Below are 15,309 nucleotides of genomic sequence, written 5' to 3'. Positions count from 1 at the left end.
GGGACGCATGATAAGAGGCGTCTCCGCCCCTTCAACCTCCCGGCTCCGTACGGGAGATCATGGCCACCGATGGCCATGAGGCCCGCCACCGCCCGCTGTTCACCGACGCCTTCTACTGTTTACTACGGTCACCCCCATCGTCGTCGCCAGCGCGACGGTGACGAAGAAGAGGAGAGACGCGCGTGGTACGCCAGCTGTTCACGGTTGGTCCCGACCGATCAGAAGGGCCGGACAGCTTCCGTACCATCGGTGAAGCTCTGGCACAGGCCCGGACGGGTGCGGTCATCAGTGTCCTGCCCGGGCGCTACGAGGAGAGCCTGCGCATCTCCCGGCGGGTGACGATCGTGGCCGACGGCAACCGGGGAAGCGTGGAGATCGCGCCGCACAGCGGTTCCGCCGTGACCCTGGTCGCCGACGCCGTGATGCTCACCGACCTGGTGCTGCGCGGCCCCGAGGACGAGGACGTCCCCGTCGTGGACGCCTACCAGGGCCAGGCGGCGCTGGACGGCTGCGAGATCGCCGGTGTCGGCTGGACCGCGCTGCTCAGCCGCAACGCCGGTTCGCTGGCCATGCGGGACTGCCGGGTCAGCAACCCGGCGGGGGCGGGGATCGTCGACACCTCGGCCGAGGAGAGCGTGGTCGCGGACTGCGTGCTGGAGAACCTGGGCAGTTCGGCGGTGGTCATGAGCGAGAAGGCCAGGACCGTTATCCGCGGCTGCACCGTACGAGATTCGCGCGGCAACGGGGTGCTGGCCAACGGGCAGGCTCGCGGCAGGGTCGAGGACTGCGACATATCCGGCACCGACAAGCCCGGAGTCGCCATCGAGCAGAACAGTGCCACCCAGGTGCTGCGCACCCGGCTGCACGACTTGGCCGTGGGCGCCCTGGTGACCAGTGCCTCGCGGCCCGAGCTGGCCGAACTGGACGTCCAGGACACCTCCGAGCACGGCATCCTTGTCTCCGCCGGCGCCGAACCGGTGCTGCGCGACTGCCGGGTGGCCCGTACCAAGGGCAGCGGCCTCGTGGTGACCTCACGGGCACGCGGAAGCTACGAGGGGTGCGAGTTCACCCGCTGCGAGGGGCCCGCGGTCCTGGCCACCGAGAGCGCGGCCCCGGCGCTGACCAGGACCGTCGTACGGGAGTGCGCCGCCTCGTCCGCCGTCCTGCTGACCGGCGAATCGGCGGCCGAGGTCGACCGGCTGGAGGTGACGGCCGCCGCCGGAACCGGCCTGCACATCCGGGCGGGGGCCAATCCGCTGGTGCGGCGGGCCCGTATCGTCGCGGCAGCGGGCCACGGCGTGGAGGTGGCCCAGGGCGGGCGCGGCCGGCTGGAGGACTGCCAGGTCGAGAAGGCGGGCGGCGCGTCCTTGCGGGTCGCGGCCGACAGCCGCACGCACGTCGTCAACTGCTCCATGAACGAGGCCGGAGGGCCCGGGGTCCTCATCGACGCGGGCGGCTTCGCGGACATCCGTGACACGGTCCTCGAGAACAGCACGGCGGAGGGCATCCGGGTCGAGGAGGACGGCGAGGTCTCCGCCATACGCAACCGAATCATCTCCTCCGGCGCGCACGGGGTGCTCCTCCTCGCCGGATCGCGGGCCACCCTCAACGGCTGCGAGATGCTCAACGGGCGGGCGGACGGCGTCCGCGTGGAGAGCGCGGGCCAGGTCTCCGTGCTCGACTGCGCGGCCAACGACAACCGGGGCGCCGGTCTGCGACAGACGGCCAAGGAGGGCGCGCTCACCGTCGACCGGCTCTCCAGCGCGGGCAACGGCGGCCGGGACGCGTACGACGGGGCCCCGCCGCCCGACCTCACGGACCCGTCCCGGACGGGGGCGAAGCGGACCGACGACGAGCTGCCCGCCGAACCGGCCGGACCGATCGAGGAGTTGGAGGCACTGGTAGGGCTGGAGGGGGTCAAGCGCCAGGTCAAGAGCCTGATCAACCTGACCCGGCTGGCCCAGCGCCGGGCCAGCCTCGGCCTCCCGGCTCCGCCGATGAGCAGGCACCTGATCTTCGCGGGCGCTCCCGGTACCGGCAAGACGACCGTCGCCCGCCTCTACGGCTCGATCCTCGCCGAGCTGGGCAGCCTGCGCTCCGGCCACCTGGTGGAGGTCTCCCGGGCCGACCTGGTGGCGCAGGTGGTCGGCGGTACGGCGATCAAGACCACCGAGACGTTCAACCGGGCGCTGGGCGGGGTGCTGTTCGTGGACGAGGCGTACACGCTCGCCTCCGACGGCAAGAACTCCGGCGCCGACTTCGGCCGTGAGGCCGTCGACACCCTGGTCAAACTGATGGAGGACCACCGTGACGACGTCGTCGTCATCGCGGCCGGCTACACGGACGAGATGGAGTCCTTCCTCGCCGTCAACCCCGGTCTCGCCTCCCGCTTCGCCCGCACCGTCGAGTTCGCCAACTACACCGTCGACGAGCTGGTGACCATCGTGGAGACCCTCTGCGAGCGCCACCGCTACGACCTCTCCCCGGACACCAGGGACGCGCTCTCCGCCCACTTCGGCGAGATGCACCGGGGCCCCAACTTCGGCAACGGCCGAGTGGCCCGGCAGGTGTTCGAGGAGATGGTGGACCGCCAGGCGTTCCGGCTGGCCGGTCTCATGGAGGCCGCCGAGCACGACCTGACAGTGCTGCTGCCGGAGGACGTCGGCGAGGCCGCTGCCGCCGCCGCCAAGGCCGCCGCCTCGGGAGTCCGGGCGACGTCGCCGGTGGAGGAACTGGAGGCGATGATCGGCCTGGACAGCGTCAAGTACGAGGTCACCGACATGATCAATCTCCTTTCGGCCTCCCGGCAGCGCGAAGCGGCAGGACTGCCCTCCTCCCGGATCAACCGGCACCTCGTGTTCGCCGGGCCTCCCGGCACCGGAAAGACCACCGTGGCCCGCCTGTACGGCAAGCTGCTGCGCTCACTGGAAGTGCTGCCCCGCGGCCAGATCGTCGAGGTGGCCCGCGCCGACCTCGTCGGCCGTTACGTGGGGCACACCGCCCAGCTCACCAAGGAGGTCTTCCAGAAGGCCCTGGGCGGCGTCCTCTTCATCGACGAGGCATACACCCTCGCGCCTCCCGACTCGCCGTCCGACTTCGGCCGCGAGGCCATCGACACCCTCCTCAAACTGATGGAGGACCACCGCGAGGAAGTCGTCGTCATCGTCGCCGGCTATACGAACGAGATGAACCGCTTCCTCGCCTCCAACCCCGGCCTCTCCAGCCGCTTCTCACGGCACATCGAGTTCCCGGACTACAGCTCGGAGGAACTGGTGACCATCGTCCGGCAACACGCGGCCCTCTGCGGCTTCGAATGTGCTCCGGACGTGCCGCCGGCGCTCCTGAAGTACTTCGACGCCCAGCCCCGTAACCGCTCCTTCGGCAACGCCCGCCTGGCTCGCCAGACCGTTGAACACATGGCCACCCGTCAAGCCCGCCGTCTGGCCACCATGGACTCCCCCACCATGAACGACCTGCAGACCCTGATCCTGAACGACCTGCCTCCTCTGGACCTGGCTGATGCGCCACGTTGACGGGCCCTCGGCACCTGTCGGCTCCTGACGCTCGGCTGGGGCCCGGCACTCGTCGGGACCGCCGGGCCCATGTCGGCGCGCTTCGGAGAGGTGGGGCAAGGGGGCGCCGGCCGGGACGCCGAGGCATGAGGCCGGTCCGCCGGTGCGCGTCTCCCCGCCCGGACCGCGAGCCGGGAAACCGTCGCGGGAAAGCCTCGCCGCACACAGGTTTCGCCGTTCGGAGTGTTGACGCGGGCGAGCGCCACCGGATAACTGTTGAACATCATCCTCAAACCGGTTTAGCCACCTCGTGTCCCACCTGGCGGCCGTGACCGAACCAACGCCCGCACGCTCGCGCCGGCCGAGACGCACCCTCCTTGACGGATCAGGCGTCCTGCACCCTGCCGGCAGGCCGGACGCACCGAAGGAGTCCTTCATGTCTGACACCGGAGCCGTCTTCCTGCCCGACCGCCGACGCGTCCTGCTCGGCGGGTTGGGGCTGGCCGCCGGCACGGCCGGCCTGACGCTGACGGTGCCGTCCCTCGCCCGGGCCGCCGAGGCGGGCGGCGACCCGTCGGTCGTCGACGACATCCAGATCATCGTCGAGCGCCTCCAGCAGCGCTTCCTCGCCCAGGGCGACCAGGTGCGACTGGCCAACGGCATTTTCCTCGCCCGCGCTTCCGAGGCCCTGTCCTACGCGGCGTCCCTGCGCTCCGACGGGTCCTGGCCGAACGTGGACTACGCCGACACCACCAGTTCCGCGAACGGCCGGGTGTGGTCTCCGTACCACGCGCTGTACCGCATGATGGCGATGGCCCACGCCTACCGGGACCCGGAGGCGGAGGGGCATGGCAGGCCGGAGTTGATCGAGGCACTGAACCGCGCCCTGCTCCACTGGGACAAGACCAAGCCGACCTGCACCAACTGGTGGGAGACCGAGATCGGCAAGTCGATGGCCATGGGGCGGGTGTCGATCTTCGTCGGTGACGAACTCAGCGCCCCGGCGCGGGAGGTGGCCTACGCCCACAACACCGGGCGACGCGACCCGGCCGGGGCCAACGGCTCCTGGCGCACCGAGAACTACCTCTACGAGGCGGTCGCCAAGGGCGCCTCGGACGACATCCACCAGGGCTACGGCACCATGTCGCAGACGGTGGCGGTCGACCGCAGCGGCGGGGTCAAGGAGGCCGTGCAGGTCGACTCCAGCTTCTGGGCGCACGGCGCGCAGCTCTACAGCGAGGGCTACGGCATGGCGCTCTTCACCATCGTCGCTGCCTGGGCCGACGTGGCGCGCGGCACCAGCTTCGACTTCTCGCCCGAGGACATCGACGCCGTGGCCTTCTACATTCTCGACGGCACACGGTGGCTGATCCGCGGGGAGATCGGGATGCTGTACCTCGGTTACCGGCCGCCCAACACGATCGACGGCGTCACCAGCTACGCGGCGGACTTCCTGGAGCCGCTGGACCGGATGGCCCGCGCCGACGAGGCCAGGTCGGCCCAGTACACGCGCCTGGCCGACAACATCCGGGGCCGGAGCCGGGGCAACGGCGTCACCGGCCACAAGTACTTCTGGCGGTCGGAGTTCTCCTCCCACCTGCGGGACGGGTACGGCGTTTTCACCAGGATCAACTCCCCCCGGATGAAGGGCAGTGAGTACCGCTCCACGCTCCGGCCCGAGGTCGGCAACGAGATCGCCTGGAACGCGTCCGGGGCGACCTCGATCCAGGTCAGCAACCGGGAGTACGACGACCTCGTTCCCGCCTTCGACTGGTCCCACTACCCCGGCGTCACCGCGCCGTACGCCAAGGTGACCTCGGCCTCCAGCCCCGACAACGCGGGGAGCTTCACCGGCGGCGTCAGCGACGGGCGCTACGGCGCCTGCGTCCTCACCCTGGACCGGTACGGGACCAAGGGGCTCAAGAGCTACTTCTGCTTCGACGACGAGCTGGTGGTGCTCGGCACCGGGATCAGCTCCACCTCCGCCCACGCCGTCCACACGACCGTCAACCAGGGGGCGGCCCGCTCCAACGCCACCGTGGGCGGGCGGGCCGTGCGCCCCGGCACCGACTCCGCACCGGTGACGGCCTCCTGGGCGTACAACGACGAGATCGGCTACGTCTTCCCCGAGGGCGGCCCGCTGAAGGTCTCCCGCAGGAAGCAGCGCGGCAGCTGGATCGGCCGCGACCCGGTCGAACGGGACGCCTTCACGCTCTTCTTCGACCACGGCACCGCCCCGGAGGACGCCGGGTACGCCTACATCGTCCTGCCCGGCGCCACCCCCGGCCGGGTCAGGGCCTACGCGGCCAGGCCGGTGGTGCGGACCCTGCGCAACGACGAGCGGGCGCAGGCCGTCACCCATCCGCGGCTCCGGCTGACGATGGCGGTATTCCACGAGCCCGGCGTCCTCGACCTGGGCGGCGGGTGCGCCCTGCTGGTGGACCAGCCCGCCCTGGTCGTCCTCGACCGGACGGGTCACTCGCCCGTGGTGAGTGTGGCCAACCCGGACCGGCCCGGCCTCCAGGTCTCGGTCACCCTCACCTCCCGGGGCCGTACCCGCCGGGGCGACTTCGCCCTCGGCACGGGCGCGGACCTCGGCAGGACGGTGACGCGGGCCCTGGCATAGGCGGCCCCGGAGCAGGAAGAGGCGGGCCGCCGATGGAATGCGATCCTTCGGCGGCCCGCCTCTTGGTATGCGGCCCGTCAGTCCTCGGTGCGCTCCAGGGCGGCGACCCCGATCGAGCTGTCCGCCATGCCGTAGAAGACGTACGTGGTGCCGGCTATCCGCTCGACGGCCGTGGGGAAGACGACGTTGCCCAGCGTGCCCACCGTCTCCTCGTGCGTCTCCGGGGAGAGCCAGGGCTCGGCCGAACGGGCCAGCACCCGCGAGGGGTCGTCCGGGTCGAGGAGGATGCCGCCCGCCCGGTAGACCGCCCCGTGGCTGAGTTCGAAACCCCTGGCGACCGGGCCGGTCACGCCGTGGTGGATGAGAAGCCAGCCCTCGGGCACCCGCACCGGCGGCGGGCCCGCCCCGATCTTGGCGGCCTCGAAGGGCATCTCGGGCCCGGCCACCGGGACGGAGTGCCGCAGTGACGTGAGCGCGGAAAGGTCGCGGGAGACCTCCTCGGCGTCGGCGTAGGCGATCCAGATCGAGGGCCGCCCGTCACTGATCCCGGCGGGCGCGGGGGCACCCTCCCCCGGCCGCAGCCACTCCAGGTCCCACATCGGACGGTGCAGCATGGCGAAGCTCGGCCGCCCGTCCGGGCCCGGCACGATTTCCGGGAAGAACACCAGGTCCTTGTTGGGGAAGAAGTTCAGGTCGGTGGCGAGTTCCGGCCGGTACGTGAAGTGCAGCGGCCCGAGGCGACGCCAGGCGACGGTGTCCGTGGAGACGGCCAGCGCGGGCCGGGGACCGAGCGGGCCGTAGGCCACGTACGTCATGACGTACACGCCCAGGTCGGCGAGGAACGTGATCCGGGGGTCCTCCACCCCGGCGTTGCCCGCGCCCCGCTCGAAACCCTCGTCCGGCGCGAGCACCACGCCCTGCCGCTCGACACCGACCGGCACACCGTCCTCGATGACCACGCGGGCCCGACCGATGCGCGAGACGTTGCCCTCCGCGACCATGCGCGGGAACAGGTAGAGCTGCCCGTCGGGCGCCCAGGCGGTGCCCGGGTTGAGGACGCCCTCGGCCTCCATGGGGTCGGCGGGGTCGGGGCTCATGATCACGCCGACCCTGCGCAGGGTGTAGGGGAGGGCGCTGGGGGTGGTGAGCTGGGGCATACCTAGCCTTTGATCGCGGAGCCGAGGTTGGCCGAGGTGAAATGGCGTTGGAAGAGCACGAACAGGACGACGGCAGGCACCGCCAGCACGCAGGCTCCGGCGAGCACCGCGCCCATGGGGTTGGCCTGGAAGGTGGAGTTGGCCTGGGAGAAGTTCGCCAGGCTCACGGCCAGCGGCTGCATCCCCTCGTCCTTGGTCACCAGGAACGGCCACAGGAACTCGTTCCAAGGGCCGATGAAGGTGACGAGCATGGCCGTAAGGACGGCAGGGCGCACCAGCGGCACCGCCACCGAGCGCAGGATGCGCAGTTCGCCCGCCCCGTCCATGCGGGCCGCGTCGAAGATCTCCCTGGGGATCTGCAGGAAGTACTGGCGGAAGATGAGCACCGCGACGGAGTTGACGGCGAACGGCAGGATCATGCCGGCGTAGCTGTCGGCGAGGCCGAAGTAGCGCACGACCATCACGTACAGCGGGATCATCAGCAGTTGGAAGGGGATCGCCTGGACCAGCAGCACGAGGGCGAAGACCAGGCCGCGGCCGCGGAACCTCAGGATCGCCAGCGCGTACCCGGCCAGCAGGCCGAAGACCAGCGTGCAGGCCATCACACCGGCGGTCACGATCAGCGAGTTGGCGAGAGCGCCGACGAGGCTGAAGGAGTCGTCGATGCCGCTGAGGTTGGCGAGAGTGAGGTTGGCCGGATCGGGCAGCAGGCCGCCCAGGCTGGTGTCGCGCTTCTTCTGCAGCGCGCCGATGATCATGTAGTAGAACGGCAGCAGCGCGGCGACGGCACCGAGGCCGAGCGCGGCGTAGCGCAAGGCCCGCAGGACGCGGTCCATGTCAGTCCCTTTCCGTGATCCGCCGGGCGACGGTCGCGATGACGAGCACCCCGGTCACGAGGATCAGCCCGATGGCGGCCGCGGCGTCCGGCTCCCCCTGGGCGATGCCCCGCTGGTACACGAGCAGCGCCGGGGTGAGGGAGGCGCCGCCCGGGCCGCCGCCGGTGAGCAGGAACGGCTCGGTGAAGATCTGTCCCGCCGTGATGATGGAGAGCAGGACGACCAGCGAGGTGACGGGACGGACGGCAGGCAGGGTGACCGCGCGGAACGCCTGGAAACGTCCCGCGCCGTCCGTGAGGGCCGCCTCGTGCAGCTCCTTGGGAACGTTCTGGAGGGCTGCGAGGTAGAGCAGGATGTAGAGCCCGAGCTGCTTCCAGGTGACGTACACCGCGATGAGCGGCATCACCAGTTGCTTGTTTGCCAGCCACGAGGGGTCCGGCGCGTAGGAGCCGAGCACGTGGTTGACCGCTCCGGAGCCGTTGAACAGGAACAGCCAGACGGCGAGGGTGGCGACCGAGGCCGTCACGTACGGGACGTAGTAGGCGATCCGGAAGAAGCCCCGGCAGCGGGTCACGGCGTTCAGCGCCGACGCCAGCGCGAGGGCGAGCACCACGGTCAGCGGGATGTTGATGGCCATGAACAGCGCGAGGTTGCCGAAAGCCCGCCGGGTCTCCGCCTCGCCGAGGACCTCGGTGAAGTTGTCCAGGCCGACGAACGGGTGCGGTACGGAGACGCCTGGCGCGGTGAAGAAGTAGTCGTGGAACGCCATCCACACCCCGGCCCCGAACGGGATGACGAACACGACCAGGACGTAGGCGGTGTACGGCGCGGTGAGGAAGAGGCCGAGCGGGCTGCCGCCCAGCCACCGCTTCGTCCGCGAGGCGGGCGGCCGGCGGGGTGGTGCGGAGGCGTGCGCCGCTCCGCCGCGGGCCGGGCCGGTGACGGCCGGCAGCGTGTCGGCCTGGGCACGGGGTGGGGTCATCGTGTGCTCCGTCAGCCCGCGGCCTGGTCGTCGATTTCCTGCGCGACCTTGCCGAAGGCCGCCTTCACATCGCCCTTGCCGGTCAGCACCGTCTCCTCCCAGCCGCCGCGGAAGGTCTTCCACACCTCGGTCGAGCCCGCGATGTTCGGTACGTCCACGGCGTGGGGCACGGCGTCGGCGAAGGGCCGGTAGAAGGGGTTGTCCTTGAGGAAGGAGACCGCTACCGAGGCCACATCGCTCCGGGTGGGGAACTGGCCGGTCCTTTCGAGGAGCGCCGTGTCCATCTCCTCGCTCATGGAGAACTTGGTGAAGTCCCAGGCGGTCTGCTTGTTGGCGCAGGAGCTGAAGAACCCCACGTTCTTGGAGTCCGCGAAGGTCGGCGTCGCGGCGCCGGCCCTTCCCGTGGCGGTGGGGAGCGGCACCACGCCGTACTTCACCTTGCCGTCGAACTGCCCCTTGCCCCAGGGTCCGGCGATGCCCATCGCGGCCACCCCGTCGGCGAACGGGCCCGCCCACATGTCGCCGCTGTACGCCTCCGGCGAGGAGTAGCCGCGGTCGTACATCCGCTGCCAGAAGGCGAGGGTCTGCTGCCCGGCCTGCGAGGTGAAGGTGGCCTTGCCGTCCTCCACCAGCTGCGTGCCGCCGGAGTTGGCGAGGTAGAGCGGGTAGAAGTCGAACAGCGCGTTGGTGGAGTCGCTGGTCGCGGGCGGGTAGAGGGCGAACTTCGCGGCGTTGCTCTTCTTGATCGCCTCGGCTGCCGCGAGCACGTCCTCGTACGTGCTCAGCTGCGGCTTCTCCGGATCGAGACCAGCCTTCGCGAAGACGTCCTTGTTGTAATAGAGCATGAACGGGTTCGTCTTCCACGGCACCTGGTGGAACGAGCCGTCCGGTGACCGGAAGCCTTCCGCGACGGCGCCGGAGCGCTTCTCGATGAAGGACTCGGCGTCGTCGAAGGTCTGGGATAGGTCGACCAGACCACCCTGCTTCTGAAAGGCGGGGACCGCGGCCGGGGCGGTGTTGTAGACGAGGCACGGGGTGTTGCCCGCGGTGATCGCGGCCGTGAGGACGTCCTCGGTGGACTTGCCAGACGGCACGGCCTTGGCAGTGACCTTCTCGTCGGCGTGCTGCGCGTTCCAGGCGGCCACGGTAGCCTTGGCCCACGCCTGTTCCTGCTGGTTCGTCGCGTACCAGATCTCGATCGGTCCCGACGTCGGCTCACCACCGCTGTCGCCGCCCGAGCCGCAGGCCGACAGCGGCAGCGCGACCACCGCGGCGGTCGCCAGCACCGTAACGCGCGGATAATGACGCCTCATAGCGCCCAACTCCCTTCCCTGCGGATGGTCGAGGGCCCGGAGCGGACCCTCTGCGTCGGCGCTGCGGACCTGCCCCGCCGGAAAGATCGTCGCGGGGTGACGGGCTCATCAAACCGGTTTAGTATGAGACGGTCAAGGGATGGCACCGAATCGTTCTGTCACCGGGCCGACATAAACTCGTCCATCCGGCGGGTCCGCGTGGGAAGTCGTCGACGAGGAGAAGCGAGGCGGCATGACGCAACAGAAGGGCCCGACGGGCGAACCGGCGGCGGACAGCACCGGCGAGGCCCCGCCGCGGCCGCCCCGGGCCCGCCGCCCCACGATCGGCGACGTGGCCGCGCTGGCCCAGGTCTCCAAGGCGACCGTCTCCTTCGTCGTCAACGACCGCCCCGGGGTCAGCCCGCAGGCGCGCCGCCGGGTCCGCGCCGCCATGGACGACCTGGGCTGGCAGCCCAACGCCGGCGCTCGCGCCCTGTCCACCAGGCGGTGGCAGACCCTGGGGCTGGTAATCCGCAGGCCGCCCGAACTGCTGAGCACCGACCCGTTCTTCCCGCAGTTCGTGGCGGGCATCGAAACCGGACTCGCCCCGCTCGGCTACGCACTCGTGCTCCAGGTCGTCCCCGACGCGGAGTCCGAACGGCGGGCCTACGAACGGCTGGCCGGGGACGGCCGGGTCGACGGCGTCTTCCTGACCGACCTGCGGGTCGACGACCCACGCCCCGCGCTCATGACGGAGCTGGACATCCCGGCACTGATCGTGGGTCCGCCCCAGGAGGGCACCGGTATCCCGTCCATCAGCGTCGACGACGGCAGCGGCATCCGCCAGGCGGTCAGGCATCTGCGGTCGCTCGGGCACCGGCGCATCGGCCATGTCTGCGGCGCCGAGGGGTACGTCCACACCGAGAGCAGGCGCATCGCGTGGAGCCAGGCTCTCGCGGAGGCCGGCCTGCCCGAACTCCCGCCCGCCAAAGCCGACTTCACCGGCGCGTCCGGCGCCCAGGCCACCCACCGGCTGCTGGACCAGGACGAACCACCGACGGCGATCGTCTACGCCAACGACCTGATGGCCATCGCCGGGATCACCGCCGCGACCAGCCGCGGCCTGCGGGTCCCGAAGGACCTGTCGGTCGTCGGCTTCGACGACATCCCACTGGCCGACTGCATCTCACCCCCTCTGACCACGGCCCGTCAGGACGTCCTGGCCTGGGGCCACGCCGCCGCACAGACGCTGGTCGCACTGACCGAAGGCAAGGACTTCCGGCCGGTCCAGCTGCCATCCGTGCAATTCATCGTCCGGGCCAGCACCGCTCCCCCGCCGGCGTGAGCTTCGTCGCCTCTTCACTCCCCGGCAGGGAGCCCGAGGCGGCACGCACCCGCTACGCGTGGTTTCGCCCCACCCCGTGGGACCCAGACAGCGGCTACTCACAGAGCACGTGGCTCGCCCACGACGCCAGCCTGCTGTACGGCTCCCAAGCCTGTGCTACGGCAGAGCCGCGCACTTCGTCGGCCGGCTCGTCGCCGAGAAGGACCAGGGGTGAGGCCGTGCTCGTCGCGCAGGAGGGCACCGCGGGCGCCGGGAAGAGCACTGTGCTCAACCGGCTCACCCTGACGACCACGAGTCTCCTCGCCCTGCTGCACAGCAGGCGCGCTGCCCAATACATCCAGCACCTGGCCGATGTACGGGCCGCACGGCCACAGGTGAACGTCTGATTCACGACCACTTCCTGGGCTGTGCCTGACACGGGTGGTCAAGAGGCCCACGCAGCGCGGCTTCGGGGAGGAATCGGCATCTCAGGCCCCTAGCGGTCGGCGAACGGGTGAACACGGCGGAGTGAGCGCGCGACGCCGGGAAGGGCGTAGACCTGACTCTGTTTCTTGACGTGCATCACTTGGACGCCGAAGCCGTACAAGAGTTCCGAGGTCCCAGCCGGGGTTCCGGCGTGCTGGCACCGGTTGCGGGCGTGGCCAGGCAGCCGACGGGCAACGCGGAGATGACCGCTGTCGGGGACCACGGAGGTGAGCGAGGCGTCGCGTGGAGCGCCTCGCCCGAACCGTCCACGTTCGCCGGCGCTGTGTCACCGGGAACGTCAAGGACTGCGTCAACAGTGCCCACATCGCCTTCTGGCTACTCGAAGAACTTCAGGCTGTAGCCCGCATCGGTCGTGCTCCCGGGAACGTTGGCGCGCCGGTAGGTGGTGTTGCTCCACCAGACCGCCGTACCGGAGTACCAGTAGCGGTTGGACCACGAGTACGGGGTGCCCTTGGCGACCGCGTGGTAAAGGGTGGGGAAGCGGTTTCCGGAGGGCGGAGCGGCGTTGACGTCGCCCCGGGGCAGGATGAACGAGTGATGGCCAGGTCCGTTGACGTTCACGGTCGGGGTCCAGCCGGACATCATGGACGGCGCGTGCGAGCCGAAGAGGCAGCCGTTGCTCTTGTACCAGTCCCAGACGTACGTGGGGTCGCCGCCCGCCCGCAGCCGCAAGTCGGCGATGCAGTACTTGTCACTCCAACTGCCATTCGCGGAGTACACGACGTGCAGCCGTCCGGAGGGGTCGACGACAGGCTGGGGAGCCTCGTTGATGTACGGGTTGCCCACGACCCGCTCCCATGGCTCGCGCGGCTGCGAGATGACGTAGCGGCCGCCGGTGGCCGCGGTGGGGCTGCTCATCCGGGCGATGTAGAGGTTCTGTTCGACGTTGGTGTCGCCGGACCAGCCCGACCACACGAACCAGCGCTGCCCGTTGTAGGTGAAGGGAGCCCCGTCGATGGCCCACTTGTCGCCGGGCAGGGACACCTTGACGGCCGGGGAGTAACCGGACGTCGGGTTGGCTGAGGCAATGTGATACATCCGGTGGGCCGCGCCCCGGCCGGCGGCGAAGTAGATCCGGTACTGGCCGTCGTGATGCACGATCTCCGGTGCCCACACCTCGCCCAGACCGGCAGTGTCCCGCCACACCTGGTGCTTGGGCGCGGTGGCCACTTCCTCCGGGGTGGCGGCCGTACGCACCGCGATCCCGCCGTCAACGGCTTTGGCCGAGACGTACAGGTCACCCACCTTGATCACGGTCGGGTCCGCCCCGCCCACCAGGGAGCGCCCCAGCGTTGAGGGCTGATCCGCAACGGTCACCGCCCGCTCCGTCGCCCCCCTGTCCGCCTCCTGGGCGCTGTCGGTGGGCCGCTCGTCCGGCTGGGCAGCGTTCGCGGCCTGCCCGAGTGCGAGGAGGCCTACGAGCCCCAGCGGAACAGCACCGGCGAGCCAACGGGAAGGGCGCATCAGTTCTCCTCGTGTACATCACGTGAGTGAGAGCGCTCTCAACGGTCGTGTCGGCGGGTAGCCCTGTCAAGGGGAAGGGGTCGATACGCACCAAAGGGCGGTGGTCGGCGTCGACATGACGATTGGGAGGTGCTGGCTCTGCAACCGCAGACACGCCTCATGCGACGGCCCTGAAGCTGGAGCCCGCACACGGCCAAGGGGTCACGCCGGTCCGAAAACCTTGCCGGGATTGAGGATTCCGGCCGGGTCGAGAGCGTGCTTCACCGCGCGATGCAACTGCAGGACGGCTGGACCGAGTTCCCGGGTGAGACCGGGCCGCTTGAGCAGTCCCACACCGTGCTCCCCCGTCACCGTGCCACCCAATTCAAGGGCGTCTGCGATGATGTCGTCGAACGCCGCACGAGCCCGGACCTGAGCCGCGGCGTCACCGTGTTCCGTCACAAGCAGCGGATGCAAGTTGCCGTCCCCAACGTGCGCGATGTTGGCGATGGTGATCCTGTGCCTCTGCGCGGTCCGGTCGATGCGGGTCAGCATCTCCGCCAGCGCCCCGATGGGTACACAGACGTCCTCCGTGAGGACTGGGCCCAGCCGCTCGAGTGCCGGGAAGGCCAGTCGGCGGGCCGCGAAGAGCATCTCTGCTTCTTCCTCCGTCTCCGACCGGTCCGCCCAAGTCGAGCCGGCCCCACGGAAGCAGTCGACCATCCGGCGGGCGCCTTCGTCGGCGGCGCGGCCGTCATCGTCGAAACGCGCCAGGAGCACCACGTCCGCCTCGGTGGAGAGTCCCATGTTCTTCCAGGCGTCGACCGCGCGCAGACAGTGCCGGTCGATGAGCTCCAGCGCGGCCGGCCGCAGCCCCGCGGCAGCCGTCGCCCGCACCGCGTCACCGGCCTGCCCGACGCTGTCGAAGTAGCCGACGGCGGTTACGCCGACAGGAGGCAGGCGTCGCAGCCGGACCGTGATCTCGGTGATGACGCCAAGAGTGCCCTCCGCCCCCACCACGAGGCCCACAAGGTCGTATCCTGCAACCCCCTTTGACGTACGGCGCCCGAGCCGGACCACCTCGCCCGTGCCGGTCACGACCTCCAAGGCGAGGACATAGTCGCGGGTGACGCCGTACTTGACGCAGCACACTCCGCCGGCGTTCGTCGCGACATTTCCTCCCATGGTCGACCAAGGCGAACTGGCGGGGTCGGGCGGGTACCACAGGCCGAGTGCCGCTACATGGGTCCGGAGGTCGTCGTTGACCACACCGGGCTGTACGACGGCGAGGCGCTCCAGCTGGTCGACCTCCAGCACCCTGTCCATGCCGTCCAGCGCGAGAATCACGCTTCCGTCGACGGCATTGGCTCCCCCCGACAATCCAGTGCCGGCGCCGCGTGCGACCAACGGGACTTCTTGCTCCAGGCACGCACGCACCACGGTCTGGACCTCGTCGGTGCTTTTGGCGCGCACGACCGCCACCGCTCGCCCCACAGGTGCCCACACCGCCTGGTCGTGCGAGAGACCGGCGACGATGTCCGGATCAGTCACCACCCGGCCGGCGGGCAGCCGTCGTCTGAGTGCTTCGGCGATACCCGCGGCCGGGGGCACCGTGCTGACGAAGTCACGC

The 15,309-nt window shown here is 70.3% G+C and carries 10 protein-coding genes; 4 read left to right on the top strand and 6 right to left on the bottom strand.

The annotated features are described in order from the left end of the window. The first annotated feature begins 182 nt into the window (after window positions 1–182). Both BZZ08_RS02805 and BZZ08_RS02800 read left to right on the top strand, forming a co-directional pair. A complete protein-coding gene (locus tag BZZ08_RS02805) occupies window positions 183–3,533 on the top strand; it encodes a right-handed parallel beta-helix repeat-containing protein (protein ID WP_104630502.1) in 3,351 nt (1,116 codons plus the stop codon). Window positions 3,534–3,948: 415 nt separating this feature from the next. Then, entirely contained in the window at window positions 3,949–6,138 is a 2,190-nt protein-coding gene (locus BZZ08_RS02800; protein ID WP_104630501.1) for a polysaccharide lyase family 8 super-sandwich domain-containing protein, read from the top strand. Between the two features lie 77 nt (window positions 6,139–6,215). On the opposite strand, the gene BZZ08_RS02795 is transcribed toward BZZ08_RS02800, so the two are convergent. Genes BZZ08_RS02795 through BZZ08_RS02780 form a run of 4 tightly spaced genes read right to left on the bottom strand, consistent with a single transcriptional unit; the run spans window position 6,216 to window position 10,426 of the window. Then, window positions 6,216–7,295 carry a glycoside hydrolase family 130 protein gene (locus tag BZZ08_RS02795; protein ID WP_104630500.1) on the bottom strand — a complete coding sequence of 360 codons (1,080 nt, stop codon included), beginning with the start codon at window positions 7,293–7,295 and terminating at the stop codon, window positions 6,216–6,218. A gap of 2 nt (window positions 7,296–7,297) precedes the next feature. Continuing rightward, window positions 7,298–8,131, bottom strand: a complete 834-nt coding sequence (locus BZZ08_RS02790; protein ID WP_104630499.1) for a carbohydrate ABC transporter permease — start codon at window positions 8,129–8,131, stop codon at window positions 7,298–7,300. Between the two features lies 1 nt (window position 8,132). After that, entirely contained in the window at window positions 8,133–9,113 is a 981-nt protein-coding gene (locus tag BZZ08_RS02785; protein WP_104630498.1) for a carbohydrate ABC transporter permease, read from the bottom strand. Window positions 9,114–9,124: 11 nt separating this feature from the next. Continuing rightward, window positions 9,125–10,426: a sugar ABC transporter substrate-binding protein gene (locus tag BZZ08_RS02780; RefSeq protein WP_104630497.1), complete on the bottom strand. Its 1,302-nt coding sequence runs from the start codon at window positions 10,424–10,426 to the stop codon at window positions 9,125–9,127. Between the two features lie 232 nt (window positions 10,427–10,658). Here BZZ08_RS02780 and BZZ08_RS02775 point away from each other — a divergent pair, with 232 nt between their 5' ends. Together BZZ08_RS02775 and BZZ08_RS38725 are read left to right on the top strand one after the other, a co-directional pair. Then, window positions 10,659–11,750, top strand: a complete 1,092-nt coding sequence (locus tag BZZ08_RS02775) for a LacI family DNA-binding transcriptional regulator (RefSeq protein WP_104630496.1) — start codon at window positions 10,659–10,661, stop codon at window positions 11,748–11,750. A gap of 218 nt (window positions 11,751–11,968) precedes the next feature. After that, the gene (locus tag BZZ08_RS38725; protein ID WP_157953309.1) at window positions 11,969–12,136 is read left to right on the top strand and encodes a hypothetical protein; all 168 of its coding nucleotides are present in this window, start codon (window positions 11,969–11,971) and stop codon (window positions 12,134–12,136) included. A gap of 415 nt (window positions 12,137–12,551) precedes the next feature. Here the strand turns inward: BZZ08_RS38725 and BZZ08_RS02770 are convergent, their stop codons facing one another. Continuing rightward, window positions 12,552–13,511: a family 43 glycosylhydrolase gene (locus tag BZZ08_RS02770; RefSeq protein ID WP_104630495.1), complete on the bottom strand. Its 960-nt coding sequence runs from the start codon at window positions 13,509–13,511 to the stop codon at window positions 12,552–12,554. A gap of 390 nt (window positions 13,512–13,901) precedes the next feature. Then, a complete protein-coding gene (locus tag BZZ08_RS02765) occupies window positions 13,902–15,272 on the bottom strand; it encodes an FAD-binding oxidoreductase (protein WP_104630608.1) in 1,371 nt (456 codons plus the stop codon). Window positions 15,273–15,309: the final 37 nt, after the last annotated feature.

This window comes from Streptomyces sp. MH60 (genome assembly GCF_002939385.1).
GTDB lineage: Bacteria > Actinomycetota > Actinomycetes > Streptomycetales > Streptomycetaceae > Streptomyces.
This window is presented reverse-complemented; position numbering and strand designations above follow the sequence as displayed.